Raw genomic sequence first — 25,785 nt, forward strand, 5'->3', positions numbered from 1 at the left:
GCCGTGTCACGTCGTCCTACTTCTTGCGGCCGCGCTTCTCGCGGACCCGGACCGAGATGTGGATCGGGGTGCCGTCGAAGCCGAACTCCTCGCGCAGCCGGCGCTCGATGAAGCGGCGGTAGCCGGCCTCCAGGAAGCCGGAGGCGAAGAGCACGAAGCGCGGCGGCTTGGTGCCGGCCTGCGTGCCGAAGAGGATGCGGGGCTGCTTGCCGCCGCGGACCGGGTGCGGGTGGGCGGCGACGATCTCGCCCAGGAAGGCGTTGAGCCGGCCGGTGGGGATACGGGTCTCCCAGCCGGCGAGGGCGGTCTCGATGGCCGGGACCAGCTTCTCCATGTGGCGGCCGGTCAGGGCGGAGACGTTGACCCGGGGCGCCCAGGCGACCTGCTGCATCTCGGTCTCGATCTCGCGCTCGAGGTAGTAGCGGCGCTCCTCGTCGAGCTCGTCCCACTTGTTGTAGGCGATGACGATGGCGCGGCCGGACTCGACCGCCATCGTGATGATGCGCTGGTCCTGGACCGAGATGTTGTCGGTGGTGTCGATGAGGATGACGGCCACCTCCGCCTTCTCGATGGCGGCCGCGGTCCGCAGGGAGGCGTAGTAGTCCGCGCCCGCCTGGAGGTGGACCTTCTTGCGGATGCCGGCGGTGTCGACGAACTTCCAGGTGACGCCGCCGAGCTCGATGAGCTCGTCGACCGGGTCGCGGGTGGTGCCGGCCAGCTCGTTGACGACGACCCGGTCCTCGCCCGCGACCTTGTTGAGCAGGGAGGACTTGCCGACGTTCGGGCGGCCGATGAGGGCGATGCGGCGGGGGCCGCCCACCGCGTTGCCGAAGCGCTGCTCGGGGGCCTCGGGCAGCTTCTTCAGGACCTCGTCGAGGAGGTCGCCGGTGCCGCGGCCGTGCAGCGAGGAGACGGGGAACGGCTCGCCGAGGCCCAGGGACCAGAGCATGGCCGCGTCGGCCTCGCCGGACTGGCCGTCGACCTTGTTGGCGGCGAGGACGACGGGCTTGCCGGCGCGGCGGAGCAGCTTGACGACGGCCTCGTCGGTGTCGGTGGCGCCGACGGTGGCGTCCACGACGAAGAGGCAGGCGTCGGCGGCCTCGATGGCGTACTCGGCCTGGGCGGCGACGGAGGCGTCGATGCCGAGGACGTCCTGCTCCCAGCCGCCGGTGTCGACGACCTTGAAGCGGCGGCCGGCCCACTCGGCCTCGTACGTGACGCGGTCGCGGGTGACGCCCGGCTTGTCCTCGACGACCGCTTCGCGGCGGCCGATGATGCGGTTCACCAGGGTCGACTTGCCGACGTTCGGGCGGCCGACGACGGCGAGAACGGGGAGCGCGCCGTGGCCGGCCTCCTCGATCGCACCCTCGACGTCCTCGACGTCGAAGCCCTCTTCCGCGGCGAGCTCCATGAACTCCGCGTACTCGGCGTCGCCAAGTGCCCCGTGGTCGTGCTGGTCGTTCATGAAGTCCGTTCCTTGATCATTCGTGGTCGGTGGGTCCCCGGTCACCGGGGCCCACTACTGAAAGTCTCGCTCAGCGCCCGGTGAGGCGCCTGGCGTTTTCCAGGTGGCCGGTGAGCCGCTCCTGGATCCGTACGGTGGCCTCGTCGAGCGCCTTGCGGGTGCGGCGGCCCGATCCGTCCCCCGCCTCGAAGGCGTCGCCGAAGACGACGTCGACGCGGCCGCGCAGCGGAGGCAGCGCCTTGACCAACCGTCCGCGGCGCTCGGTGCTTCCCAGGACGGCGACCGGGACGATCGGCGCGCCGCTGCGGACGGCGAAGTACGCCAGGCCCGCGCGCAGCGAGGCGAAGTCGCCGTCGCCGCGGGTGCCCTCGGGGAAGATCCCGAGGACGCCGCCCTGCTCCAGGATGCCGAGCGCGTTGCCTATCGCGTTGCGGTCGGTGCTCTCCCGGTCCACCTTGAGCTGCCCGATGCCCTCAAGGAAGCTGCCGAGCGGGCCGACGAACGCCTCCTTCTTGATGAGGAAGTGCACGGGGCGCGGGGCGGTGCCCATGAGCATGGGGCCGTCGATGTTGTGCGCGTGGTTGACGGCGAGGATGACGGGGCCGGAGGCCGGCACCCGCCAGGCGCCGAGGACGCGCGGCTTCCAGAAGCCGTACATCAGGCCGATGCCGATCCGGCGGCCGACGGCCGCGCCCTTCGCTGAGGGCAGGGTCACTTGGCGCCCGCCCTCTTCTCCTCGACGAGGGTGACGACGCACTCGATGACCTGGTCCAGGGTGAGGTCGGTGGTGTCGACCTCGACGGCGTCGTCGGCCTTGGCGAGCGGGGAGGTCTTGCGGCTGGAGTCGGCCGCGTCCCGCTTGATGAGGGCTTCCTTCGTCGCGTGCACGTCGACGCCCTTGAGCTCGCCGGAGCGGCGGGCGGCACGGGCCTCGGGCGAGGCGGTGAGGAAGATCTTCAGGTCGGCGTCGGGCAGCACGGTGGTGCCGATGTCCCGGCCCTCGACGACGATGCCGATCTCGGCGCCGCGGGCGATGGACCGCTGGAGCTCCGTGATCAGGCTCCGCACCTCGGGGACGGCGCTGACGGCGCTCACCTTGGAGGTGACCTCTTCGGTACGGATCGGGCCGGAGGCGTCGGCGCCGTCGACGGTGATCGTGGGCCGGGCCGGGTCGGTGCCGGAGACGATGACCGGCTTGGACGCGGCGTTCGCGACGGCCTCGGCGTCGGTGACGTCGACACCGTTGCTGATCATCCACCAGGTGATCGCCCGGTACTGGGCACCGGTGTCGAGGTAGCTCAGCCCCAGCTTGGCGGCGACCGCCTTCGAGGTGCTGGACTTGCCCGTGCCGGAGGGCCCGTCGATGGCGACGATCACGGAATCCACGGTGGGAACACCTTCCTGGGGTGAGCGGTAGGCCCGGCGGGATGCGGGGGACCCCCACAAGGTTACCGAGTCCCCAGCACCCGTTCGGCCCCGCGTGCGGCCTGCGCCCGCTGCCGTGTGGGATGCGCCCGGCTGGGCGGGGCGGCACCCCCGCCCCCCGTGTGGGCAATCGTCCCGCTCGAGCAGGGGGGACCCCCATCGCCCCTTGCGGAACGCCTGCCCACAACGGCGGGAGCGCGGCCCACGGCCGAGGGCTCAGCTCGTGCGGAGGGACCAGCCTCGTTCCTGCAGGGCCGCCCCCAGCGACCCCGCCGCCGACGGTTCCACCATCAGCTGCACCAGACCCGCCTGCTGCCCCGTGGCGTGTTCGATGCGGACGTCCTCGATGTTGACCCCCGCCCGCCCCGCGTCGGCGAAGATGCGGGCCAGCTCGCCGGGCTGGTCGCTGATGAGGACGGCGACGGTCTCGTACACCGCGGGGGCGGCACCGTGCTTGCCGGGCACGCGGGCCCGCCCCGCGTTCCCTCGCCGCAGCACGTCCTCGACCCCCGTCGCCCCGTCGCGGCGCTCGTCCGCGGAGGCGGACTGCAGGGACCGCAGCGCCCGCACCGTCTCGTCGAGGTCCGCGGCGACGCCGGAGAGGACGTCGGCGACGGGCCCGGGGTTGGCGGAGAGGATCTCGACCCACATGCGCGGGTCGGAGGCCGCGATCCGGGTGACGTCGCGGATGCCCTGCCCACAGAGCCGTACGGCGGACTCGTCGGCCTCCTCCAGACGCGCGGCGACCATGGAGGACACCAGCTGCGGGGTGTGGGAGACGAGGGCCACGGCCCGGTCGTGGGCGTCGGCGTCCATGACGACGGGGACGGCCCGGCACAGGGCGACGAGCTCAAGGGCGAGGTTGAGGACCTCGGTGTCGGTGTCCCGGGTCGGGGTGAGGACCCAGGGCCGGCCCTCGAAGAGGTCGGCGGTGGCGGCGAGCGGTCCCGAGCGCTCCTTGCCGGACATGGGGTGCGTGCCGATGTACGCGGTGAGGTCGAGGCCCAGCGTCTCCAGCTCCCGCTTCGGCCCGCCCTTCACGCTCGCCACGTCCAGGTAGCCGCGGGCGAGCCCGGCCGTCATGGCCTCGGCGAGGGTGGCGGCCACGTGCGCCGGCGGTACGGCGACGACGGCGAGGTCCACGGGCCCTTCGGGCGCCTCGTCGGTGCCCGCGCCGAGCGCGGCGGCGGTGCGGGCGCGCGCCGGGTCGTGGTCGCGCAGGTGGACGGTGACGCCCCGGCCCGCGAGGGCGAGGGCGGCGGAGGTACCGATCAGACCGGTACCGATGACGAGCGCTGTTCTCACTGGGCGATGTCCTTGCGCAGGGCGGCCGCGGCGCCGAGGTAGACGTGCGCGATCCGGGACTTGGGCAGTTCGGTCTCGACGTGGGCGAGGAGCCGGACGACCCTGGGCATCGCACCCTCGATGTCGAGTTCCTGTGCGCAGATCAGGGGCACGTCGACGATCCCGATGCGCCGGGCCGCGGCGGCGGGGAAGTCGCTGTGCAGATCGGGCGTGGCCGTGAACCAGATGCTGATGAGGTCGTCGGTGGTGAGCCCGTTGCGTTCGAGGACGGCGGTGAGCAGCTCCTCGACCTGCTCGCGCATGTGTCCGGCCTCGTCCCGCTCCAGCTGGACGGCTCCTCGGACCGCTCGTACCGCCACGTCGTGCTCCTTCGCCTGCGTCAGTGCTCCGTTCAGCCTAGTCAGCGGCGGGGCCGGCGCGCCGCTGCCGCCCGCCCTCCGAGACGAAGCACGACGGAGGGCGGGCGTCCGGAACGGGGGTCAGAGCTGCTGCTGGCGGATGATCTCCTCCAGGGAGGCGCCCTGGGGCAGCGAGCCGCTCGGGGTCAGCTTGTCGACGGCCTGCGGCAGGGACCGGGCGATCTCGTCGGCGGCCTCCTGCGGGCTGACGCCGGCATCAGCCGCGACCTTCTGCAGGGTGTCGTCCGGGAGGGCCTCGGCGATCTGGGCGCCGCTGACGGCCTGGTTCTCGCCGGTGCCGACCCAGGACTGCGTCTGGTCCGTGAGGCCGGACCTGGTGAGCATGTCCAGCAGCCCGCCGAGCGGGTTCGAGCCGTTGGCGCCGCTGCCGGCCTGGCCGCCCATGAGGGCTCCCAGGAGGGAGCCGAGGATGTTGCCGCCGCCCTGCCCGCCTCCGCTGCTGCTGCCGCCGAGGAGACTCCCGAGAAGACTGCCGAGGTCGTTGCCCGCCATGGTCCTGCCTTTCGTCCGGTACGGAAACACGCCCAATGTCACCCGAACCGGGGCGTTCCGCCACTCGGAGTAGGCGGCGAGGGAGGGCAGGCGTGTTGCGGGCCCCGGGGGCGATGCGCGACGAAGCTGGCGGCATGACTACGAGCTCAACGACCCGCCGTACCGTCCTGTTCGCCGCGGCGGCCCTGACGACGGGCTGCGGCTCCGACGGCGGGGGCGACGAGGGTGCGCAGACGAGCGCGCCGGCCACCAGCGAACCGGCCCCGACCGGCACAGCCGCCCCGAGCGGCCCCGCACCCCTGGCCAGGACCTCCGAGATCCCGGTCGGCGGCGGCACCGTCTTCGCCGAGCGGAAGGTGGTCGTGACGCAGCCGGCGGCGGGCGAGTTCAAGGCGTTCTCGGCGATCTGCACCCATCAGGGCTGCACGGTGAACAAGGTCGCGGACGGCACGATCGACTGCCCCTGCCACGGCTCCAAGTACCGCATCGCCGACGGGTCGGTGGCGGCGGGACCGGCTCCCCGTCCCCTCCCGGCCGAGCAGATTATTGTCTCGGGGGAAACGATCACCCTGGCGTAATCTGCCCCGCATGACTCCGGACGAGCTGGTGCGCGAGCACACGATCTACTCCTGCGTGATGGGCTCGCGCGCCTTCGGTCTGGCGACCGAGGACAGCGACACGGACGTACGGGGCGTCTATCTCGCCCCGACGCCGCTCTTCTGGCACTTCGACAAGCCCCCGGCACATGTGGAGGGCCCGGGCGAGGACCAGTTCAGCTGGGAGCTGGAACGCTTCTGCGAGCTCGCCCTGCGCAACAACCCGAACGTCCTGGAGTGCCTCCACTCCCCCGTCGTCGAGCACGTCGACGACCGGGGCCGCGAGCTCCTCTCGCTGCGCGGGGCCTTCCTGTCCCGCCGGGCCCACCAGACCTTCGTGCGGTACGCGGCCGGCCAGCGCCGCAAGCTCGACGCCGACGTCCGTCAGTACGGGCATCCGCGCTGGAAGCACGCCATGCACCTGCTGCGGCTCCTCACCAGCTGCCGCGACCTGCTGCGCACGGGCGAGCTCCGCATCGACGTCGGCGAGGCCCGCGACCGCCTCCTCGCGGTCAAGCGCGGCGAGGTGCCCTGGCAGGAGGTCGAGTCCTGGATGAACCGCCTCCAGGAGGAGGCGGACCGGGCCCACGACACGACCCCGCTCCCGGCCGCCCCGGACGAACCCCGGATCCAGGACTTCCTGACCCGCGCCCGCCGCGCCTCGGCCCTGAACGAGCTCTGAGCGAGCTCTGAGCGAGCTCTGAGCGAGCTCTGAGCGAGCTCCGGGGGCTCGCTACGCGTCCCAGAGCGCGCCGAAGGTGAGCAGGTCGCTGTGGTACTCGACGCGCTCCTCCCACTCCTTCGGCCAGGCGTCCGCGCCGAGGTGGGCGCCGGCGAAGGCGCCCGCGAGGGCGGCGATCGAGTCGGAGTCGCCGCGGGTGCAGGCGGCGCGACGGAGCGCGGTGAGGGGCTCGTCGGGGAAGAGCAGGAAGCAGAGCAGACCGGTCGCGAGGGCTTCCTCGGCGATCCAGCCGTCACCGGTGTACTCACAGGGATCGAGCTCGGGGTCGGCGGTGCGCTGGACGGCGTCGAGGCGCTCCAGGACGGCCAGGCACTCGTCCCAGCCCCGCTGGACGAAGTGGAGGGCGCTGGGGTCCTGGGAGCGGGTCCACAGGTCGCCGAGCCAGTGCTCGTGGTAGCGGGAGCGGTTCTCGTACGCGTACGAGCGGAGCTGTCCGACGAGCCCGGCCGGGTCCACGCCCTGCGCGAGCAGGTACACGGCGCGGGCGGTGAGGTCGGAGGCGGCGAGCGCGGTGGGGTGACCGTGGGTCAGGCCCGACTGGAGCTGCGCGGCACCGGCCCGCTGCTCCTCGCTGAGCCCGGGGACGAGCCCGATGGGCGCGACCCGCATGTTGGCGCCGCAGCCCTTGGAGTGGATCTGGCTGGCGTCCTGCCAGAGCCGGTCGCCGTCGAGGAGCGCGCAGGCGCGCAGGCAGGTGTTGCCGGGGGCCCGGTTGTTCTCCGGAGAGTGGTACCAGGTGACGAACTCGTCCCGGACGGGCCCGGCGAGCCGTTCCGGGGCGAGCACCCCCCGGTCCATGGCGGTGCGGATGCCGCGGGCGAAGGCGAGGGTCATCTGGGTGTCGTCGGTGACGTACGCCGTCCCGTTCCTGACGGGCAGGGCCATCTGCCGCCAGGGTCCGACCTTGGCGAGGATCGACGGCACGTCGTTGAACTCGGTCGGGAATCCCAGCGCGTCGCCGAGCGCCAGCCCGATCAGGGAGCCCGTCGCGGCCTGCTTCGTCGCGTGGCGTCCGAGGTTCATGCGGTTCGTCCTTCTGGTCGCAGGAGGGGCGGGTGGAGGGTGGTGGCCCCGCCTGCCCGGTAGAGAGCGGCCGGTTTCCCCCGTCCGCCGGTGAGGCGCGGCGGCCCTTCCACGGCCTGCACGAAGCCGGGCGTGGTGAGGACCTTGCGCCGGAAGTTGGGGCGGTCGAGTTCGACGCCCCAGACCGTCTCGTAGACCTGCCGCAGCTCGCCGAGGGTGAACTCGGCCGGGCAGAAGGCGGTCGCGAGGCAGGTGTACTCCAGCTTGGCGCCGACCCGTTCGTGGGCGTCGGCGAGGATCCGGTCGTGGTCGAAGGCGAGCCCGCCGTGCGTCCCGTACGGGATCCAGCGGGCCTGGGCCGCGTCGCCGCCGCCGCGCGGTTCCGGGGGGTCGGGTACGAGCGCGGTGAAGGCGACGGAGACCACTCGCATCCTCGGGTCGCGGTCCGGTTCGGTGTAGGTGCGGAGCTGTTCGAGGTGGAGGCCGGCGACGGTGGTCTCGGAGAGTCCGGTCTCCTCGGCGAGTTCGCGGCGGGCGGCCCGCTCGGCCGACTCGCGGGGCAGCACGAATCCGCCGGGCAGGGCCCAGGACCCGGCGTACGGCTCCTGGCCGCGCTCGACGAGCAGGACGTGGAGGCGTTCCTCGCGGATCGTGAGGACGGCGAGGTCGACGGTGACGGCGAACGGCACGAAGGCGTACGGGTCGTAGCCCTCGGGGGCCCGGTGGGCGGTCATCGGCGCTCCGAGGGGGTGTCGGTGAGGTGCGGGCCCTCGGCGAGCAGTGCGTCGACGGCGGCGACGGCGGCCGCGAGCCGCTCCTCGTGGGGGCCGGTCAGGACGGCCGTACGGCGGCCGGTGCGCGCGAGCTGGGTGAGGAAGCGCGCGGTCATCCAGGGCCGCAGCTGCTCCCCGTAGGGCGGAACCGTGCCCTCGGCGTACTCGGATGCGACGCCCCGGTGGTCGGTGAGCAGCCAGAGGTGCTGTCGGCCGTGGGCGGCGATCTCGCCGGTGGCGGGGCTGGTGGTGCCCGTGTACCGCTCGTGCCAGATGGTGGCGGCGAAGGCGTCGGTGTCGCAGAAGAGGACGGGTGAGCCGTCCCGGGCGGCCTCCTCCTCCAGTTCGGCCTGGCGCTGGGCGATGACGGGGAAGTCGGAGGAGCGCGGGGTCGGTTCGAGCGCGCCGAACGCGCTCGCGTACTCCGGTACGCAGCGCGTGCGGGCCCAGACGCCGCCGCGCCGCCGGTAGTGGTCGGCGAGGGCGTGGGCCATGGTCGTGGTGCCGGTGGACTCGGCGCCGAGGACGACGACCCGCCGGGTGAGCGCGGACCGTACCGGCGGCTCCAGGAAGTCCCAGAAGGCGGCGGGGTCCTCGCGGACGGCGGTGTCGGAGAAGGGGTGTACCCGGTCGACGTGGACGGTCTCGGCGCCGAGGCGGCGACCGAGGTCGTCCGCGTGCGGCTCCGAGGTGAAGACGGCGTCGACCCGCTCGGGGCCGGCGTACTCCTCGCCGCCGACGACGAGCACGTCGGGGTGGATCTCGCGCATCCAGGCGACCCGGTCCTCCAGCGGGAGCGTGTCCGTGGTGGAGCCGTGGACGAGCACGGTGAGGCGCTCGCAGCGGTCGCGCGCGGTGCGGACGAGGTGGTGGTGGCCGGCGTGCGGCGGATGGAAGCTGCCGGGGACGAGGCCGTGGCCGTAGCGCCTCATGACGTGACCCCCGCCGTGAGCGGCCTCGCCCCTTCGGCGCGCGTGCGGCGCGTCGGTGGGACGTCGAGACCTGGTCCACCCCCGTGGGCCCAGGTCCACCGGCTGTTCACGGCGGGGCTCACCTCCGATCTCTTTAAGAGTCACCTTGACTATAAAGCGTCCCGGTCGTCACCCACAAGGCCCACCGGGCCCCGGCCCGGTCCAGGACGCGAAGAAGCCCGTGACCGGCGGGCGGTCACGGGCTTCTTCGTACGGCAGGGGCCTTACATGCCGACTTCCTTCATCAGCATGCCGACCTCCGTGTTGGTCAGGCGGCGCAGCCAACCCGACTTCTGGTCGCCCAGGGCGATCGGGCCGAAGGCGGTGCGGACCAGCTTCTCGACCGGGAAGCCCGCCTCGGCGAGCATCCGGCGCACGATGTGCTTGCGGCCCTCGTGGAGGGTGACCTCGACCAGGTAGTTCTTGCCGGTCTGCTCGACGACGCGGAAGTGGTCGGCGCGCGCGTAGCCGTCCTCCAGCTGGATGCCGTCCTTGAGGCGCCGGCCGACCTCGCGGGGCAGCGGGCCGGTGATGGCGGCCAGGTAGGTCTTCTTCACGCCGTACTTCGGGTGCGTGAGGCGGTGGGCCAGCTCGCCGTGGTTGGTGAGCAGGATGATGCCCTCGGTCTCCGTGTCGAGCCGGCCGACGTGGAACAGCCGGGTCTCGCGGTTGGTGACGTAGTCGCCGAGGCACTGGCGGCCGTCCGGGTCCTCCATGGTGGAGACGACGCCGGACGGCTTGTTCAGCGCGAAGAACAGGTGCGACTGGGTGGCGACGGTCAGACCGTCCACCTTGATCTCGTCCTTCTCCGGGTCGACGCGCATGCCCTGCTCGACGACGATCTCGCCGTTGACCTCGACGCGGGCCTGCTCGATGAGCTCCTCACAGGCGCGCCGCGAGCCCATGCCGGCGCGGGCGAGGACCTTCTGCAGCCGCTCGCCCTCCTGCTCGGCGCCGGGGAAGGTCTTGGGGAGCTTGATCTCGGGCTTGCCGGCGTACCGCTCCCGGTTGCGCTCCTCCGTACGGGCGTCGTACTCGCGGGAGCGGGCCGGCGCCGTGCGGCCGCCGCCGCGCTGCGGGGACTGCCGGGGGCCGCCCTTGGCGCCACCGCGCGCGGCGTCGCCACGCCCGCGCTTCGGGGCGTCCGAGGAGCTGTAGCGCTCGTCGTAGGTGCGCTCCTCCGGGCGCGCCTTGCGCGGGCTGGAGCCGGTCGGCCGGCCGCCGCCCTGACCCGGACGGCCTCCGCCGCCCTGCCCGGGACGCCCGCCGCCCTGGCCGGGACGTCCGCCGCCCTGGCCCTGGCGGTCGTCGCGGCCGTTGCCGGCGCCGCGGTAGTTCCCGCGCCCGCCGCCACCGCCGCTGTTGCCGCGGCCGCCGCCGCTGCCGCCGCGGCCGCCGCTGTTGCCACCACGGCTCCCGCCGTTGTTTCCGCTGCTGTTCCTGCCGCTGCTGCTTCGCATCAAAGTTCCGTCTTGTCGTCTACGTCTGCGTCCGGGTCGAACGACGGGACGCCTTCCAGGGAGTCCGGCTCGACCGCCTCGGCCTCGGGGAGGAAGGGGGCGAGCTCGGGGAGTTCGTCCAGGCCGCGCAGGCCCATCCGCTCCAGGAAGTAGTTCGTCGTCCTGTACAGGATCGCACCTGTTTCGGGTTCCGCGCCCGCCTCCTCCACGAGACCCCGCTGGAGGAGGGTGCGCATGACCCCGTCACAGTTCACTCCTCGTACGGCGGAGACCCGCGAACGGCTGACCGGCTGGCGGTACGCGACCACCGCGAGGGTCTCCAGGGCCGCCTGGGTGAGCCGCGCCTGCTGCCCCTCCAGGACGAAGGCCTCCACGGCCGGGGCGAAGGCGGCGCGGGTGTAGTAGCGCCAGCCGCCGGCCACCCGCCGCAGCTCGAAGCCGCGGCCCTGGGTGGTGTACTCGTCGGCCAGCTCGTGCAGGGCGTCGGCCACCTCGCGCGGGGTGCGCTCCAGGACCTTGGCGAGGTGGGCCTCGGTGGCGGGCTCGTCGACGACCATGAGGACGGCTTCGAGGGCGGGCTTGAGGTCGCTCATGCGGTGGCCTCCTGGTCGAATTCGTCGGTCACGGCCCCGGAGGGGTCCGTCTCGCCGCCGGTCCAGGAGACCGTGAGGTCGCCGAGGGCGGTCTCCTGGTCGAGGGCGACGGCCTTCTCCCGGTAGAGCTCCAGGAGGGCGAGGAAGCGGGCGACGACGGTGAGGGTGTCGCCGGCGTCCTCGATCAGCTCCCGGAAGACGGCGGTCCCGCGCTCGCGGAGCAGCGCGACGACCACGGCGGCCTGCTCGCGGACGCTGACGAGCGGGGCGTGGATGTGGTCGACGTACACCTGGGGCTCGGCCCTGGGCTGCATGGCCTTGACGGCCAGCTTGGCGAAGCCCTCGGCGCCGATGGAGATGACGACCTCGGGGAGCAGCTCGGCGTGGTGGGGTTCGAGTCCGACGGTACGGGGGTGGCGGCGGCCCTCGGCCTCCCAGCGCTCCTCGAAGATCGCGGCGATCTGTTTGTACGCGCGGTACTGGAGGAGCCGGGCGAAGAGCAGGTCGCGGGCCTCCAGGAGGGCGAGGTCGGCCTCGTCCTCCACCTCGGCGGCGGGGAGCAGCCGGGCGGCCTTGAGGTCGAGCAGGGTGGCGGCGACGACGAGGAACTCGGTGGTCTGGTCGAGGTCCCCGTCGGGCCCGAGGGCCCGCAGATGGGCCATGAACTCGTCGGTGACCTGGGAGAGGGCGACCTCGGTGACGTCGAGCTTGTGCTTGGTGATCAGCTGGAGGAGCAGATCGAAGGGCCCCTCGAAGTTGGAGAGCCGCACGGTGAACCGCCCGTCCCGCCCTTCGCCCGCCTCGGGAGGCCCGGAGGCCTCCGGGGCCTCGGCCGCGGGCGGCCCGGGAACCTCCGGGGCCCCGGGCGCCGCCTCCGGGGCCCCGGGCGCCGCCTCCGGCGCGTCCGGGGCCTCGGGGGCATCGGTGGGTGCGGGCCGTGCGGCCGGCGCCGGCTCCCCCGACGTCGCGCCCGGGCCGCGGCCCAGGAGGCGGCGGCGGGGGCGGGACGTTTCGTCAGGGGTGTGGTGCACGGCGGGGTCCAGGGGGAACGAGGAGAACGGCAGCCCGCAGGCTACCGTCAGCGGCCGCGCAGGCGGCGGACGAGGATGCTCGCGTCGCCGCGGGACTCCAGGTCCGCCAGGACGACCGCGACGGCCTCCCGGACGATCCGGCCCCGGTCGACGGCGAGACCGTGCTCACCGCGCAGGACGAGCCGGGCGTGCTCCAGGTCCATCAGCTCCTCGGCGGAGACGTAGACCGTGATCTTCTCGTCGTGGCGCTCGCGGCCGCTGGGCCGCCGGTTCGCGGTGCGGCCGCCGCGCCGCCGGGCCGCCGCCGCGGGGGCGGGCACCGAGGCGTTGGGCGCGGCCTTGGCGGCCGGCGCCTCGGGCTCGGCCGTCCGGGCGCGGGGCTCCGCGGCCTCGGAGTCCGCCGGGGCGTGCTCGGCGGAGCCCTCGGCCGCCGCCGTGTCGCTCTCGGCCGCCGGTGCCGGGACCGCCCGGCGGGGTGCGGACGCCTGGAGCGCCGTCCCCCCTGTCGTACGGAAGAGTTCGTCGGCTCCGGGCAGACTCACTCGGCGTGACACCGGGCGAGCACCTCCCTGGCGAGCTGGCGGTAGGCGGCGGCGCCCACGGAGTTGGAGGCGTACGTGGTGATGGGCTCGCCGGCGACCGTGGTCTCCGGGAAGCGGACCGTACGGCCGATGACCGTGTGGTACACGTGGTCGTCGAAGGCCTCGACGACGCGCGCGAGGACCTCACGGCTGTGCACGGTACGGGAGTCGTACATCGTGGCGAGGATGCCGTCGAGCTCGAGCTCGGGGTTGAGCCGCTCCTGAACCTTCTCGATGGTCTCGGTGAGCAGCGCGACACCGCGCAGCGCGAAGAACTCGCATTCCAGCGGCACGATGACCTTGTGAGCCGCCGTCAGGGCGTTCACGGTCAGCAGGCCGAGCGAGGGCTGACAGTCGATCACGATGTAGTCGTAGTCGTTCATCAGCGGCTTCAGGGCGCGCTGGAGCGTGGACTCGCGCGCGACCTCGCTGACCAACTGGACTTCGGCGGCCGAGAGGTCGATGTTGCTCGGCAGCAGGTCCATGTTGGGCACGGCGGTCTTGAGGAGCACCTCGTCCGCCGACATGCCCCGCTCCATGAGCAGGTTGTAGACGGTGAGGTCGAGCTCCATCGGGTTCACGCCGAGGCCGACCGACAGGGCTCCCTGCGGGTCGAAGTCGACGAGCAGCACCCGTCGTCCGTACTCGGCGAGCGCGGCACCCAGGTTGATGGTCGACGTGGTCTTGCCGACGCCGCCCTTCTGGTTGCACATCGCGATGATCTTCGCGGGTCCGTGGTCGGTCAGGGGACCCGGGATCGGGAAGTACGGCAGGGGCCGTCCGGTGGGGCCGATCCGCTCGCGGCGCTGGCGGGCAGCGTCGGGTGCGAGGGTGGCCGCGTACTCCGGGTCGGGCTCGTACTCGGCGTCGGGGTCGTAGAAGTGCCCCTCGGGCACCTCGTCATAGGCGGCGAAGTGGGTGGACTCTCGGCCCATCTCGTTGCCGGCCGTGGCGTTCACGTGTAGGCCGTCCATCGTCTTCATCGTGTGGGCACTCGTCATGGGCTGGTGCGTCGCGAAGGTCCGCACCGCGACGGAGCCGATCGGGGCACCTGGCGCACCGCTCCCGGGAGTAAATGTCGACTCATTCACAAGTCGTCTTACCTCCTTGGATGTGACCAGGAACATTTATCGATAGGTCAGCGTGGCACCATGCCGACGGTTGGCGACTCTATGGCGTGTCACCGCTCCGCAGCAACACAATCCGCCGGACCCGGCACGATGTGTCGGCAACCGAACACCTCTCTGTCAAGGGTGCGCAGGCATGCATCCACACGTTTCGGGGGTGTGCGAAACGGTTAAAGGGTTACGTTCGAGGCGAGTTGCCCGAACGTTTCGGCGGGGCCCGAGACGCACCCGGCCGGACCTTGTCGAACAAGGTCCGGCCGGGTGCGTGATATTGACGGCACGCGTTGACGGGGCCTCCGTCAAAAGAGCCTTCGGGTCAGGCGAGGAGGCTGCTCAGCTCGACGTGCTCGAGGCCGTGCGCCTCGGCGACCTCCTTGTAAACCACCTTGCCGTCATGGGTGTTGAGGCCCAGGCCGAGGGCGGCGTCGCGGCGGAGCGCCTCGACCCAGCCGTTGTTCGCCAGCGACACGATGTAGGGCAGCGTGGCGTTGGTGAGGGCGTAGGTGGAGGTGTTCGGGACCGCGCCCGGCATGTTGGCGACGCAGTAGAAGACCGAGTTGTGGACCTGGAAGGTCGGCTCGGCGTGGGTGGTCGGGTGCGAGTCCTCGAAGCAGCCGCCCTGGTCGATCGCAATGTCGACAAGGACACTTCCGGGCTTCATCTTGGCGACGAGCTCGTTGGTGACCAGCTTCGGGGCCTTGGCACCCGGGATGAGGACGGCGCCGATGACGAGGTCGGCCTCGACGACGGCCTTCTCCAGCTCGTAGGCGTTGGAGACGATCGTCTTCACCTTGGTGCCGAAGATCTTGTCGGCCTCGCGGAGCTTGTTGATGTCACGGTCGAGCAGGGTCACGTGGAAGCCCATGCCGACGGCGATCTGGGTGGCGTTCCAGCCGGAGACGCCGCCGCCGATGACGACGCACTCGCCGGCGTGGGTGCCGGGGACGCCGCCGGGGAGGACACCGCGGCCACCGACGGAGCGCATCAGGTGGTAGGCGCCGACCTGCGGGGCCAGGCGGCCCGCGACCTCGGACATCGGGGCGAGCAGCGGGAGCGCGCGGTTCGCGGTCTCGACCGTCTCGTACGCGATGGCGGTGGTGCCGGACTCCAGGAGCGCGTCCGTGCACTCCTTGGAGGCGGCGAGGTGCAGGTAGGTGAAGAGGGTCTGGTCCTTGCGGAGGCGGTGGTACTCCTCCGCGATGGGCTCCTTGACCTTGAGCAGCAGGTCGGCCGTGGCCCAGACCTCGTCGGCGGTGGCGAGGATCTCGGCGCCGGCGGCGACGTACTCCTCGTCCGTGATCGAGGAGCCGACACCGGCGTTCTGCTCGATGAAGACCTGGTGGCCGTTGCGGACGAGCTCGTGGACACCGGCAGGGGTGATGGCCACGCGGAACTCGTTGTTCTTGACCTCGCGGGGGATGCCGACCTTCATCGTCGATCACGGTCCTTGAATCAGGGGGATAACTGGGGCACTGCGATACATACCCGGATGCACTGCGGCGCACCGGGGCAGACCACGTTCGAACGCGGCGCACCCAGTCTAATGAAGGAGTTCCCGCTGTCTAGCCTTTCAAAGTACTAATCTTCGCCGGAGCCACTGCGGATTTCGTAGGCTGATGGTTCCGTTTCCAGGAGCCTCTCGGCCGCGGACCGGTGCAACCCGGCCGCCGCGGGGTCGCCGAGCCGGTCGAGGGTGTCGGCGAGCCGCAGCTGGAGCGCGGCCTGGAGCCGCGTGTCCTGGGCCCGGCGGGCCCACTCCACCGCCTCCTCGCAGGTCCGCAGGGATTCCTCGGGCCGCCCCGCGTACTCCTGGACCCGGGCCGCCTCGCTCAACGCCCGTGCGTAGCCCGGGAGATCGGAGAGCCTCCGGTACCCGGCCGCGGCGGCCCGCCAGCTCCGCAGGGCCTCCCCGTACCGCCCCGCATAGGTCTGCACGGCTCCGAGGCGGGCGTACAGCCGGGCCTGGTCGGCGCGCTCGTCCCGGGCCAGGCGCTGGGCGAGGGCCCGCCCGTACCAGTCGCCGGCCCGCTGCCAGTCCCCCAGCTCCTGATACGAGCCACCTACGGATTCCATTGCGCGACCGGTCGCGTACGGGTCATTTGCTTTGCGTCCGGCCTCCAATGCCGACCGATATCGCAGCAGGGCGTCCTTCGTCCTGCCGGTCCTGGCATCGAGATCGGCCAGGTTCAGCAGGGCCGCGGCCCGCTCGCGGTGCAGCCCGCGCCGCTCGGCCACGTCCAGGACCAGCCGGTGCAGGCCGTACAGCTCGGGGGCGGCGGCCTCGGCGCCCCGGTGCGCCGCGAGCGCCCTGACGAGCGAGGCGACGAGCCGGCGGGCGAGGGTGTCGAGCTCTCCGTCGGCGACGGCGAGCCGGGCGGAGGCGAGGAGTACGGCCTGCCGGGAGTCCAGCCAGGCGGCGGCCGCGGCCGCGCTCGGGAAACGCAGGGCGCGCGGCAGACCGGCCAGCTTCCGGCGGGCGGGCGAGCCCTCGGGTTCGGTGACCGCACGGCAGGACTGGAGGAGCCGTACGGTCCGCTCCAGCATCCGGGCCCGGGCGAGCTGCACCTCGGCGGGCCGGTCGCGCTCCTCCAGCTGAGCACGAAGGAGGGGTACGAGGTGCGCCCGCACCTCGTACAGTCCGTCCTCGCCGCCCGAGACGAGCCCCAGGGCGGCGAAGTCGGCGAGGGTGGTCGCGGCCGCGGAGACCGAGCAGCCGGCCAGGGCGGAGGCGGTGTGGGCGTCGGCCAGGCCCAGCGGGGCCAGGGCAAGGAATCGCAGTATCCGGGCGGCGGTGGCGGGCAGCGCCTCGTGCGCGAGGAGGAAGGTCCGGGTGAGGGGATCGCCGCTGAGCCCCCGCAGCCGCTTGGCGAGATCGGCGACCGAGGCCTTGGGCTGGGTGGAGAGCCAGCCACCGGCGAGCACGACGGCGGCGGGCAGCCCGCCGCACTCCTCGACGAGCGTCTCGGCGGCCTGCGGGTCGACGGTGATGCGGACGGAGCCGGTGAAGGCGGTCAGCAGCTCGATGGCCGACTTGGGGTCGAGCCCGCCGAGGGTGCAGGGCCGGACGTCCGGGATGCCGGTGAGCGGCCCCCGGGCGACGCCGACGACCAGAGTGTCGGGGTTGTCGGGGATGAGGGGATCGGCCTGCTCGGCGTCGACGGCGTCGTCGAGGAGGAGAACGGCCCGACGGTCGGCGAGCGCGCCCCTGACGAGCTCGGTCAGCTCGTCCTCGCCGGCCCCGGGGGGTTCGGCGACCCCGAGCGCGGCGAGGAGTTCCTGGGCGACGCGCGCGGTGGGGACGGGCTCGCCACCGGGCTCGGTCAGCCGGGCGCGGAAGACTCCGTCGGGGTAGCGGTCGGCGAGCCCGGCGGCCAGCTCCTCGGCGAGGGCGGACCGTCCGGAGCCGGGCTTGCCGGCGATGAGCAGGACCCGGGCGCGGGGCGCCTTGCGGCCGGTGAGGGTGTCCAGGCCGGTCCGCTCGATGTCGGCGCGCAGGGCCTTCAACTCCCGCTGCCGGCCGAAGAACTGCCGGCGGCCGGCCGCCGCCACAGCCTGATCCGTCACGGGCCACGCTCCCGTCCACCTGCGCACGAGCCGATCCCGCGGGGGGCTCCGCACGGGCGATTCCGAGCGTAGTTCAGGGCGGGAGGGGGACCTGGCGGAGCAGCGCGGACAGTTCCCCCGATCGGATCAGCAGATCTTCACACCACCCCCCGTTGTGGGCAGGCGTTCCGCAAAGGGCGGAACGGGTGGGCACAACGGACGGCGCCCCTGCCGGCGCCAGAGGCTCCCGCGCCTGAACCTGCACCCCCGGTGACGGCGCGCCGGTGGTGCGGGCCCAGGCACGGAACGCGGAGGCGCCGCGAGAAGGCGCCGTCCCGTGTGCCCACCCGTCCCGCCCCAGCGGGACGATTGCCCACACGGCGGGCGGGCGCGCTACGCCTCGAACGGGCGGGCCGGCCAAGGCGCGGCCGCGGGCCGCAGCGACTCCAGACCGTCGGCCGCCCGCGCCGCCACCACCGCCAGCACCCCCGCCACCAGGCACGTGTTGTGCAGCGATCCCGCCAGCGCCCCCCGCGCCAGCTCTCCCAGCGGCACCCGAGCCAGCTCCATGTCGGCCTCCTCGTCGGCGACCTCGTACCGCTCGCCGTCCGCCTCCGCGAGGTCCCGTGCCAGGAAGATCCGTACGGCCTCGTCGGAGCCGCCGGGCGAGGTGTAGAGGTCGGTCAGGACCCGCCAGTCCCCCGCCTTGACGTGCGCCTCCTCGTACAGCTCGCGCTGGGCGGCGTGCAGCGGGTTCTCGCCCGGCACGTCGAGGAGCCCGGCCGGGATCTCCCAGAGCTTCTGCCGCACGGGGTGCCGGTACTGCCGGAGGACGACCACGCGGTCCTGCTCGTCGAGGGCGAGGACGGCGACGGAGCCGGGGTGGACCTGGTAGTCGCGGCGGGCGACGGAGCCGTCCGGCATGACCACGTCGTCCGTGCGGACACTCGTCTTCTTGCCCGTGAAGGGGGTGGTGGTGGCGACGACCCGCCACTCTTCCGGGGTGTCCTGCACCTGCATCAGTCGTCCTCCCACATGGCCACGTACGAAAACCGGGGTGCCGGTCCCGCGAAGGGACCCGCACCCCGGCAACGTTACGCCGTACTACTTCGCCGTCTTGCGCTCCACGGCCGCCTTCACCAGGCCCGCGAAGAGCGGGTGCGGGCGGGTCGGGCGGGACTTCAGCTCCGGGTGCGCCTGGGTGGCGACCAGGTAGGGGTGGATCTCCTTCGGGTACTCGACGAACTCGACGAGCTTGTTGTCCGGGGAGGTGCCGGAGAAGACCAGGCCGGCCTTCTTCTCCAGCTCCGCGCGGTAGGCGTTGTTCACCTCGTAGCGGTGGCGGTGGCGCTCCTCGACGTACGGCTCGTCGCTGTAGGTCTCGCGGACGACCGAGCCGTCGGCGAGCTTCGCCGGGTAGAGGCCCAGGCGCATCGTTCCGCCCAGGTCGCCGGCGCCCTCGACGAAGGCCAGCTGCTCCTCCATCGTGGAGACGACGGGGTGCGCGGTGGCCGGGTCGAACTCGGTGGAGTTGGCCTCGGGGATGTCGGCCAGGTTCCGGGCGGCCTCGATCACGATGCACTGCAGGCCGAGGCAGATGCCGAGCAGCGGCACCTTGTTCTCGCGGGCGTACTGGATCGCGCCGACCTTGCCGGACACACCGCGGTCGCCGAAGCCGCCGGGGATGAGGATGCCGTCGACGTCGCCGAGCTGCTTCGCGGCGCCGGCCGGGGTCTTGCAGTCGTCGGAGGTGACCCACTTGACCTTGACCCGCGCCTTGTTGGCGAAGCCGCCGGCGCGCATGGCCTCGGTGACCGAGAGGTAGGCGTCGGGCAGGTCGATGTACTTGCCGACGAGCGCGACGGTGACCTCGTGGTCGGGGTTGTGGACGCGGTCCAGGAGGTCCTCCCAGACGGTCCAGTCCACGTCGCGGAAGGGCAGGTCGAGCTTGCGCACCACGTAGGCGTCGAGGCCCTCGGAGTGCACGACCTTCGGGATGTCGTAGATCGAGCGGGCGTCCGGGCAGGCCACGACGGCGGCCTCGTCCACGTCGCACATCAGGCTGATCTTGCGCTTGATGGCGGTGGGGACCTCGCGGTCGCAGCGCAGCACGATGGCGTCCGGCTGGATGCCGATGTTGCGCAGGGCGGCGACGGAGTGCTGGGTCGGCTTGGTCTTCAGCTCGCCGGAGGGGCCGATGTAGGGCAGCAGCGAGATGTGCACGACGAAGACGTTGTCGCGGCCGACCTCGTGGCGGACCTGGCGGACGGTCTCCAGGAACGGCAGCGACTCGATGTCGCCGACCGTGCCGCCGACCTCGGTGATGACGACGTCGACCTCGTCGGTCGCCATGCGGCGGATCCGGGACTTGATCTCGTTGGTGATGTGCGGGATGACCTGCACGGTATCGCCGAGGTACTCGCCGCGCCGCTCCTTGGCGATGACCTGCGAGTAGACCTGGCCGGTGGTGACGTTGGCCGAGCCGTCGAGGTCGACGTCGAGGAAGCGCTCGTAGTGGCCGATGTCCAGGTCGGTCTCGGCGCCGTCGTTGGTGACGAACACCTCACCGTGCTGGAAGGGGTTCATCGTGCCCGGGTCGACGTTCAGGTACGGGTCGAGCTTCTGCATCACGACGCGCAGTCCCCGTGCCTTGAGCAGCATGCCCAGGCTGGAGGCGGTGAGGCCCTTGCCGAGGGAGGAGGCGACACCCCCGGTGACGAAGATGTGCTTGGTCGTCGTGGTGTTGGGCGGCATCGCCAAGAGGGGGCTCCCGTGGTCGCGTTCTGGAGGTGCGTACCGGCTTCCCCTCCGGAAGAATCGGGGGGTGCCGTCGCTGCGGTTTCGGGGTCCTCGGCTGTCGCCGTTTCCCACCGGTCCACGGGGTACCAGGGTATCAGCGACATCGGGAGACCGCTTCCGGCCACACGCGGCAGTCGGGTGTTCACGGACGGCGACGCGGCGGCCGGAGCCGGGGGAAGCCGCAGCTCACCCGGGTGGAGCAGCGCGCGGCCCGTGTGATCACTACGGTCGCCGGGGTGGCACGTATTCTGCTCGGACACCGTCCGCCGAGGAGGCCGGCGTCGCCCGCCGCTCAGGCAGGCCCGTTCCGTCGAGCAGGCCCGCTCGTCCCGTCGAGCAGACCCGTTCGTCCCGCACACTGGCCTTGCCGACATCGCACAGACATCACGCACATCAGCAGCAAGCGCCCCCTCGGGGGCGGACGTGGCCGTACGACTGGAGTGAAGCACGTGGCCGGGCGCATCGAGGATTACGCACTCATCGGAGACATGCAGACCGCCGCCCTGGTCTGCCGGGACGGCAGCGTCGACTGGCTGTGCCTCCCCCGCTTCGACTCGCACGCCGTCTTCGCCGGGCTGCTCGGGACCGAGGAGCACGGATTCTGGCGGGTGAGCCCGGCGGGTCCGGCGGACGCCGAGCCGGCCCCGGCCGACCGGCGCCGTTACGTGGGCGACTCGCTGATCCTGGAGTCCGAGTGGGACACGCCGCGCGGCACGGTCCGGGTGACGGACTTCATGCCGCCGCGTGACGGCGCGCCGCAGCTGATCCGGATCGTCGAGGGCGTCTCGGGCCGGGTGCGGATGCGTTCCTCGCTGCGGATGCGGTTCAGCTACGGCCGGATCGTGCCGTGGGTGCACAAGGTCGGGGAGCGTACGGTCGCGGTCGCCGGGCCCGACTCGGTGTGGCTGGACACCGACGTGGAGACGCACGGCAAGGACCTGACGACGTACTCCGAGTTCACGGTCACGCCCGGGGAGCGGATCACCTTCACGCTCTCCTGGCAGCCCTCGCACAAGGAGCCGCCGGCGCTGCCGGACCCGGAGGGCTCGCTGGAGGCGACCGCCGATTTCTGGCGCGAGTGGGTCGAGCACTGCACGTACCACGGCCCGTACCGGGAGGCCGTGATCCGTTCGCTGATCACCCTGAAGGCGCTGACGTACGCGCCGACGGGCGGGATCGTCGCCGCGCCGACGACCTCGCTGCCGGAGGAGATCGGCGGCGTACGGAACTGGGACTACCGCTACACCTGGCTGCGGGACGCGGCGATCACCCTCTCCTCGATGCTCCGCACCGGCTACCGCGAGGAGGCCCGCGCCTGGCGGGACTGGCTGCTGCGCGCCGTCGCGGGCGACCCGGAGAACCTGCAGATCATGTACGGGATCGCGGGCGAGCGCGAGCTCGGAGAGGCGGAGCTCGACTGGCTGCCCGGGTACGAGAACTCGGGGCCGGTCCGGGTCGGCAACGGCGCCGCGAACCAGCTCCAGCTGGACGTGTACGGCGAGGTCACCGAGGCCCTCCACCTCGGGCACATGACGGGCCTGTCCCGCAACGACTACGCCTCCCTGCTCCAGATCAAGCTGATCAACTACCTGGAGAAGCACTGGGACCAGCCCGACGAGGGCATCTGGGAGGTCCGCGGCCCGCGCCGCCACTTCGTGCACTCCAAGGTGATGGCCTGGGTGGCCGTGGACCGCACGATCAAGCTGATCGAGTCCGGCGACGCCGACGGCCCGCTGGAGCGCTGGCGCGAGCTGCGCGACGAGATCCACCGGGACGTCTGCGAGAAGGGCTACGACAAGGAGCGGAACACCTTCACCCAGTCGTACGGCTCCCAGGAGCTGGACGCCTCGCTGCTGCTGATCCCGCAGATGGGCTTCCTGCCGCCGGACGACAAGCGGGTCATCGGCACGATCGAGGCGATCCAGCGCGAGCTGTCCACGGAGGACGGCTTCGTGCTGCGCTATCCGACGGCCGGCGAGGAGGCCGGTGTGGACGGCCTGGAGGGCGACGAGGGCGCGTTCCTCGCCTGTTCGTTCTGGCTGGCGGACGACCTCGCGATGATCGGCCGGGTCGACGAGGCCCGCACGCTCTTCGAGAAGCTGCTCGCGCTCCGCAACGACCTCGGGCTGCTCGCCGAGGAGTGGGACCCTCGGCTGCAGCGGCAGGTGGGGAACTTCCCGCAGGCCTTCAGCCATGTCCCGCTGATCGACACGGCGCTGCGGCTGACGGCGAGCGGGGCGTACGGCGGCTAGCGAGGCGTACGGAAGCTAGCGGGGCGTACGACGGCCGGCGCGCGTACCGAGGCCGGGTCGCGCACGGAGGCTGAGGGGCGCCCCAGGGGGGCCGGACCTACGATGAGAAGGTCCCGTCCCCCCGTACGAAAGGGGGGCTCCCATGGCTCCCCACGTCTCCGAGAGCGCCCTGGCCGGACTGGTCGAGGACCTGGCCGGTGAGGTGATCACACCCGGCGATCCGGCCTACGACGAGGCCCGCGCCCTGCACAACGGCATGATCGACCGACGACCGTCGGTGATCGCCCAGTGCGCCACCCAGGCCGATGTGTCCAACGCGATCCTGTTCGGCCGCGAGGCCGATCTGCCGATCGCGGTCCGCGGCGGCGGGCACAGCGTCGCCGGGACCTCCATGATCGACGGCGCGCTGATCGTCGACCTCCGCCGGATGCACGGTGTCGTCGTGGACCCGGAGGACATGACGGTACGGGTCGAGGGCGGGGCGACCATGGCCCAGCTCGACCACGCGTGCCAGCCGTTCCACGTGGCGACCACCGGCGGCCGGGTGTCCACCACCGGCGTCGGCGGCTTCACGCTGGGCGGCGGATCGGGCTGGCTGGAGCGGAAGTTCGGTCTCGCCAGCGACAATCTGCTGGCCGCCGACCTGATCACCGCCGAGGGCAAGCACGTCCACACGGACGCGGAGGAGAACCCGGAGCTCTTCTGGGCGCTGCACGGCGGCGGCGGCAACTTCGGGGTGGCGACCTCGCTGACGCTGCGGGTGCACGCGCTGCCGCGGATGAGCCTCTCGATGCTGCTGTTCCTGCCGGACGACGCGCCCGAGGTGGTGCGCACCTTCCGTGATCTCGGCCTGAGTGCGCCCGACGAGATGGGTGGCGGCGCTATCTATCTGCCCGCGCCCCCGGAGCCGTTCATACCCGAGGATCTGGTCGGCAAGCTGCTCTGCGGGGCGGTGTTCACGAACGCCGGGCCGGTGACGGAGCTGCGTGAGTTCGCGGCGCCGCTGTTCGCGCTGAAGCCCGTGGTGGAGATCGTCACGGACATCCCGTACGTGGACCTGCAGTCGATGATGGACGACCCGCCGGGGCTGCGGAACTACTGGTCGGCCGAGTACCTGCGGGAGTTCCCCGACGAGGCCGTGGACGTCTTCTGCGACCGCGGCGCGGGGATCCCGGCGGAGACGGCCACCCAGCACGTGCTGTTCCTGATGGGCGGGGCCGTGTCCGCGGGGCCCTCCCAGTACCCGCAGCCGTGGCGCACCGCGCCCTGGGCGGTGCACCCGTTCGCGACCTGGGAGGACCCCGCGTACGACGAGCGGGCGAGGCAGTGGGTGCACGACGTGCGGGCCGATGTGCGGCCGTGGGCGCTCGACGCGACGTATCTGAACTTCGTCGGCGACGAGGGCGAGCAGCGGATCGTCTCCTCCTTCGGGGAGAGGAACTACCGCCGGCTCGCCGCCGTGAAGGCCCAGTACGACCCCGACAACGTGTTCCGGTTCAACCAGAACATCGTCCCGGCCGGCTGATCCGGCTCATCGCAGTGCGGTGATCACCTCCTGGGCGGCGCGGGCGCCCTCGGTCGCGCCGCCTTCCATGAAGCCCTGGAAGTCGTACGAGCAGTGCTCGCCGCCGATGTGGACGTTGCCCTGGGCGGTGCCCTCGTACCCGGCGTACCGGTGGAGGTAGCCGACGGGCCAGCAGGAGTACGCGCCCAGGGAGTAGGGGTTCTTGTGCCAGGCGGACAGCTGGGCGCGGCCGGTGTACGCCCGGGAGGTGCCGGGGAAGAAGGCGTCGATGCCGGCCAGGTAGCGGGTGACCAGGTTCCGCACGTACGGGTCGGACTCGGTGGAGAACGGCCCGGCCGGGTTCAGGTTCCGGGCCAGGCTGCCGCCGCCGTACTGGAGGAGGATCCCGCCCGTGCCGCCCTGGACCTTGGTGGTGTCCCAGGTCTGCTGCACCTCGGTGTCGGTGAAGCAGTCGCCGGCGGAGACCCCGGGCCAGGCGCCGGTGCCGCGCCAGGGCCGGGTGCCGAACTGCATGTTGAGCTTGGTGCAGTAGCCCATGCGCGCGTCCCGCAGGAGGTTGCGCATGAGCGGGTCGAACCCGGCCTGGGTGAGGTCGAGTTGCTGGAGGATCGGCAGCGGGACGCACAGGATCGTGTGGTCGGCGGTGACGGTCCGGGTGGCGCCCGCCTCGGTGAAGGTGAGCGTCTGGGTGCCGTCGGCGTTGGCCCGTACGGCGGTCAGCGACCAGCCCATCCGCAGGGTGCCGGGGGCGAGGGCCCCGGCGACGGCGTTGGGGAGCCGGTCGTTGCCGCCGACGACGTGGTAGCGCTCGTTGGACAGGCCCCAGACGTTGAAGTTGCCGGGATTGGTCTGGTAGCCCATGAGCAGGACGAGGGCGAGCGAGGACTGCTGGGTGGTGTCGGCGCCGTACTCGACGTTGTAGGCGACGTCGAGGAACCGGCCGAGCGGTGAGGAGTGCCCGCCGGGGACGCGGCTCTCGATCCACTCGTACAGCGACATGTTGTCGAGGGCGGTGCCGGTGGGGGTGGTCTGGTTCCACTTCACCTCGCCCGCGTCGATCAGGTCGCGGTGGAGGGCCTGGTAGACGGCGTTGAAGTCCTCGTCGGCCTGGGCGCGCGGGTAGTAGGTGCCGTTGAACCAGAGGACTTCCTCGGCGCCGTTGGGTCCGCCGCCGAGGAAGTCCTCGACGGCGAGGTCGAAGCGGCGACAGAGCTCCAGGATCTTCTTGTGGCTGGTGTCGATCAGCTCGCCGCCGATCTCGGAGGTCTGGCCGTACGCCCAGTGGTCCCGCTGGGTGTACATGCGGCCGCCGACCCTGGACGGGTTCGCCTCGTAGAGCACCGGGCTCAGTCCGGCGTCCTGGAGGGTGAGGGCGGCGGTGAGGCCGGAGATCCCGGCGCCGACGACGGCGATCCGGGCGGTGCTCTTCACGGGTGGGGTCGGGGTGGCGGCCGCGGCGGGCACGGCCGATCCGACGCCGACGGCGATGCCGGCCGCGGTGGCGTACTTGAGGAGGGACCGGCGTCCGAGGGCGTCGGCTCTCATGCCGCGCAGCTCGTCGACGGGGATGTTCAGCCGGCGGGCGGCGGCGTGCTCGGCGGCGAGGTTCTTCAGGAGGTGCATCGGGTTGGTGCGTGCCATGGGGGCGCTCCTGGAGGGTGAG

At 72.2% G+C, this 25,785-nt stretch carries 23 protein-coding genes; 4 read left to right on the forward strand and 19 right to left on the reverse strand.

The window, feature by feature from the left end:
• Positions 1-16: 16 nt before the first annotated feature.
• The 6 genes from der to AB5J54_RS09375 form a co-directional block, all read right to left on the reverse strand.
• The gene (der, locus tag AB5J54_RS09350; protein WP_369143442.1) at positions 17-1,465 is read right to left on the reverse strand and encodes a ribosome biogenesis GTPase Der; all 1,449 of its coding nucleotides are present in this window, start codon (positions 1,463-1,465) and stop codon (positions 17-19) included.
• 70 nt (positions 1,466-1,535) lie between these two features.
• Positions 1,536-2,222: a lysophospholipid acyltransferase family protein gene (locus AB5J54_RS09355; protein WP_369143443.1), complete on the reverse strand. Its 687-nt coding sequence runs from the start codon at positions 2,220-2,222 to the stop codon at positions 1,536-1,538.
• Positions 2,177-2,851 (reverse strand): (d)CMP kinase, encoded by a 675-nt coding sequence (gene cmk / locus AB5J54_RS09360; RefSeq protein ID WP_369143444.1) that lies wholly within the window; start codon positions 2,849-2,851, stop codon positions 2,177-2,179. The genes AB5J54_RS09355 and cmk overlap by 46 nt, the downstream gene beginning before the upstream one ends.
• Before the next feature lie 255 nt (positions 2,852-3,106).
• Positions 3,107-4,195, reverse strand: a complete 1,089-nt coding sequence (locus tag AB5J54_RS09365) for a prephenate dehydrogenase (protein WP_369143445.1) — start codon at positions 4,193-4,195, stop codon at positions 3,107-3,109.
• A complete protein-coding gene (gene aroH / locus AB5J54_RS09370; RefSeq protein ID WP_369143446.1) occupies positions 4,192-4,554 on the reverse strand; it encodes a chorismate mutase in 363 nt (120 codons plus the stop codon). The genes AB5J54_RS09365 and aroH overlap by 4 nt, the downstream gene beginning before the upstream one ends.
• Before the next feature lie 120 nt (positions 4,555-4,674).
• Positions 4,675-5,106, reverse strand: coding sequence for a YidB family protein (locus AB5J54_RS09375; RefSeq protein ID WP_369143447.1), 432 nt, complete (start codon positions 5,104-5,106; stop codon positions 4,675-4,677).
• 134 nt (positions 5,107-5,240) lie between these two features.
• Here AB5J54_RS09375 and AB5J54_RS09380 point away from each other — a divergent pair, with 134 nt between their 5' ends.
• Positions 5,241-5,684, forward strand: coding sequence for a Rieske (2Fe-2S) protein (locus tag AB5J54_RS09380; RefSeq protein WP_369143448.1), 444 nt, complete (start codon positions 5,241-5,243; stop codon positions 5,682-5,684).
• A gap of 10 nt (positions 5,685-5,694) precedes the next feature.
• The gene (locus AB5J54_RS09385; protein ID WP_369143449.1) at positions 5,695-6,384 is read left to right on the forward strand and encodes a nucleotidyltransferase domain-containing protein; all 690 of its coding nucleotides are present in this window, start codon (positions 5,695-5,697) and stop codon (positions 6,382-6,384) included.
• A 51-nt stretch (positions 6,385-6,435) separates the two neighbouring features.
• Here the strand turns inward: AB5J54_RS09385 and AB5J54_RS09390 are convergent, their stop codons facing one another.
• The 12 genes from AB5J54_RS09390 to AB5J54_RS09445 all read right to left on the reverse strand — a co-directional run bounded on the left by AB5J54_RS09390 (position 6,436) and on the right by AB5J54_RS09445 (position 20,300).
• Positions 6,436-7,467, reverse strand: coding sequence for an ADP-ribosylglycohydrolase family protein (locus AB5J54_RS09390; RefSeq protein ID WP_369143450.1), 1,032 nt, complete (start codon positions 7,465-7,467; stop codon positions 6,436-6,438).
• Entirely contained in the window at positions 7,464-8,201 is a 738-nt protein-coding gene (locus AB5J54_RS09395; protein ID WP_369143451.1) for an NUDIX domain-containing protein, read from the reverse strand. The genes AB5J54_RS09390 and AB5J54_RS09395 overlap by 4 nt, the downstream gene beginning before the upstream one ends.
• Positions 8,198-9,172 (reverse strand): AAA family ATPase, encoded by a 975-nt coding sequence (locus tag AB5J54_RS09400; RefSeq protein WP_369143452.1) that lies wholly within the window; start codon positions 9,170-9,172, stop codon positions 8,198-8,200. The genes AB5J54_RS09395 and AB5J54_RS09400 overlap by 4 nt, the downstream gene beginning before the upstream one ends.
• Positions 9,173-9,435: 263 nt before the next feature.
• Positions 9,436-10,671 carry a pseudouridine synthase gene (locus AB5J54_RS09405; protein ID WP_369143453.1) on the reverse strand — a complete coding sequence of 412 codons (1,236 nt, stop codon included), beginning with the start codon at positions 10,669-10,671 and terminating at the stop codon, positions 9,436-9,438.
• Positions 10,671-11,264, reverse strand: a complete 594-nt coding sequence (gene scpB / locus AB5J54_RS09410) for an SMC-Scp complex subunit ScpB (RefSeq protein ID WP_369143454.1) — start codon at positions 11,262-11,264, stop codon at positions 10,671-10,673. The genes AB5J54_RS09405 and scpB overlap by 1 nt, the downstream gene beginning before the upstream one ends.
• Positions 11,261-12,295: a ScpA family protein gene (locus AB5J54_RS09415; RefSeq protein ID WP_369143455.1), complete on the reverse strand. Its 1,035-nt coding sequence runs from the start codon at positions 12,293-12,295 to the stop codon at positions 11,261-11,263. Before AB5J54_RS09415 ends, scpB begins: the two co-directional genes overlap by 4 nt.
• A gap of 47 nt (positions 12,296-12,342) precedes the next feature.
• On the reverse strand, positions 12,343-12,849 hold the full coding sequence (locus tag AB5J54_RS09420; RefSeq protein ID WP_369143456.1) for a hypothetical protein: 507 nt from the start codon (positions 12,847-12,849) through the stop codon (positions 12,343-12,345).
• Complete coding sequence (locus AB5J54_RS09425) at positions 12,834-13,859, reverse strand: ParA family protein (RefSeq protein ID WP_030212665.1); 1,026 nt, start codon at positions 13,857-13,859, stop codon at positions 12,834-12,836. The genes AB5J54_RS09420 and AB5J54_RS09425 overlap by 16 nt, the downstream gene beginning before the upstream one ends.
• Before the next feature lie 460 nt (positions 13,860-14,319).
• Positions 14,320-15,435, reverse strand: a complete 1,116-nt coding sequence (gene ald, locus AB5J54_RS09430) for an alanine dehydrogenase (protein ID WP_369143457.1) — start codon at positions 15,433-15,435, stop codon at positions 14,320-14,322.
• A 146-nt stretch (positions 15,436-15,581) separates the two neighbouring features.
• Positions 15,582-17,567, reverse strand: coding sequence for an NB-ARC domain-containing protein (locus AB5J54_RS09435; protein WP_369143458.1), 1,986 nt, complete (start codon positions 17,565-17,567; stop codon positions 15,582-15,584).
• Between the two features lie 372 nt (positions 17,568-17,939).
• On the reverse strand, positions 17,940-18,566 hold the full coding sequence (locus AB5J54_RS09440; protein ID WP_369143460.1) for an NUDIX domain-containing protein: 627 nt from the start codon (positions 18,564-18,566) through the stop codon (positions 17,940-17,942).
• Positions 18,567-18,650: 84 nt separating this feature from the next.
• Positions 18,651-20,300 (reverse strand): CTP synthase, encoded by a 1,650-nt coding sequence (locus tag AB5J54_RS09445; protein WP_369149271.1) that lies wholly within the window; start codon positions 20,298-20,300, stop codon positions 18,651-18,653.
• A 494-nt stretch (positions 20,301-20,794) separates the two neighbouring features.
• On the opposite strand from AB5J54_RS09445, the gene AB5J54_RS09450 reads away from it, so the two are divergent.
• Together AB5J54_RS09450 and AB5J54_RS09455 are read left to right on the forward strand one after the other, a co-directional pair.
• Complete coding sequence (locus AB5J54_RS09450; RefSeq protein ID WP_369143461.1) at positions 20,795-22,597, forward strand: glycoside hydrolase family 15 protein; 1,803 nt, start codon at positions 20,795-20,797, stop codon at positions 22,595-22,597.
• A gap of 142 nt (positions 22,598-22,739) precedes the next feature.
• A complete protein-coding gene (locus AB5J54_RS09455; protein ID WP_369143462.1) occupies positions 22,740-24,122 on the forward strand; it encodes an FAD-binding oxidoreductase in 1,383 nt (460 codons plus the stop codon).
• A 6-nt stretch (positions 24,123-24,128) separates the two neighbouring features.
• Here the strand turns inward: AB5J54_RS09455 and AB5J54_RS09460 are convergent, their stop codons facing one another.
• Positions 24,129-25,763 (reverse strand): flavin monoamine oxidase family protein, encoded by a 1,635-nt coding sequence (locus AB5J54_RS09460; protein ID WP_369143463.1) that lies wholly within the window; start codon positions 25,761-25,763, stop codon positions 24,129-24,131.
• Positions 25,764-25,785: the final 22 nt, after the last annotated feature.

It is taken from the genome of Streptomyces sp. R44, from assembly GCF_041053105.1.
Classification (GTDB): domain Bacteria; phylum Actinomycetota; class Actinomycetes; order Streptomycetales; family Streptomycetaceae; genus Streptomyces.

Bases quoted from the DNA above. Each gene is read 5' to 3' on its own strand.
- AB5J54_RS09375 (WP_369143447.1), bottom strand. From the start codon at position 5,106: ATGGCGGGCAACGACCTCGGCAGTCTTCTCGGGAGTCTCCTCGGCGGC.
- AB5J54_RS09425 (WP_030212665.1), bottom strand. From the start codon at position 13,859: ATGAAGACGATGGACGGCCTACACGTGAACGCCACGGCCGGCAACGAG.
- AB5J54_RS09405 (WP_369143453.1), bottom strand. From the start codon at position 10,671: ATGCGAAGCAGCAGCGGCAGGAACAGCAGCGGAAACAACGGCGGGAGC.
- AB5J54_RS09380 (WP_369143448.1), top strand. From the start codon at position 5,241: ATGACTACGAGCTCAACGACCCGCCGTACCGTCCTGTTCGCCGCGGCG.
- AB5J54_RS09455 (WP_369143462.1), top strand. From the start codon at position 22,740: ATGGCTCCCCACGTCTCCGAGAGCGCCCTGGCCGGACTGGTCGAGGAC.
- ald (WP_369143457.1), bottom strand. From the start codon at position 15,435: ATGAAGGTCGGCATCCCCCGCGAGGTCAAGAACAACGAGTTCCGCGTG.
- AB5J54_RS09400 (WP_369143452.1), bottom strand. From the start codon at position 9,172: ATGAGGCGCTACGGCCACGGCCTCGTCCCCGGCAGCTTCCATCCGCCG.
- AB5J54_RS09395 (WP_369143451.1), bottom strand. From the start codon at position 8,201: ATGACCGCCCACCGGGCCCCCGAGGGCTACGACCCGTACGCCTTCGTG.
- AB5J54_RS09385 (WP_369143449.1), top strand. From the start codon at position 5,695: ATGACTCCGGACGAGCTGGTGCGCGAGCACACGATCTACTCCTGCGTG.
- scpB (WP_369143454.1), bottom strand. From the start codon at position 11,264: ATGAGCGACCTCAAGCCCGCCCTCGAAGCCGTCCTCATGGTCGTCGAC.
- AB5J54_RS09460 (WP_369143463.1), bottom strand. From the start codon at position 25,763: ATGGCACGCACCAACCCGATGCACCTCCTGAAGAACCTCGCCGCCGAG.
- AB5J54_RS09390 (WP_369143450.1), bottom strand. From the start codon at position 7,467: ATGAACCTCGGACGCCACGCGACGAAGCAGGCCGCGACGGGCTCCCTG.
- AB5J54_RS09440 (WP_369143460.1), bottom strand. From the start codon at position 18,566: ATGCAGGTGCAGGACACCCCGGAAGAGTGGCGGGTCGTCGCCACCACC.
- der (WP_369143442.1), bottom strand. From the start codon at position 1,465: ATGAACGACCAGCACGACCACGGGGCACTTGGCGACGCCGAGTACGCG.
- AB5J54_RS09445 (WP_369149271.1), bottom strand. From the start codon at position 20,300: ATGCCGCCCAACACCACGACGACCAAGCACATCTTCGTCACCGGGGGT.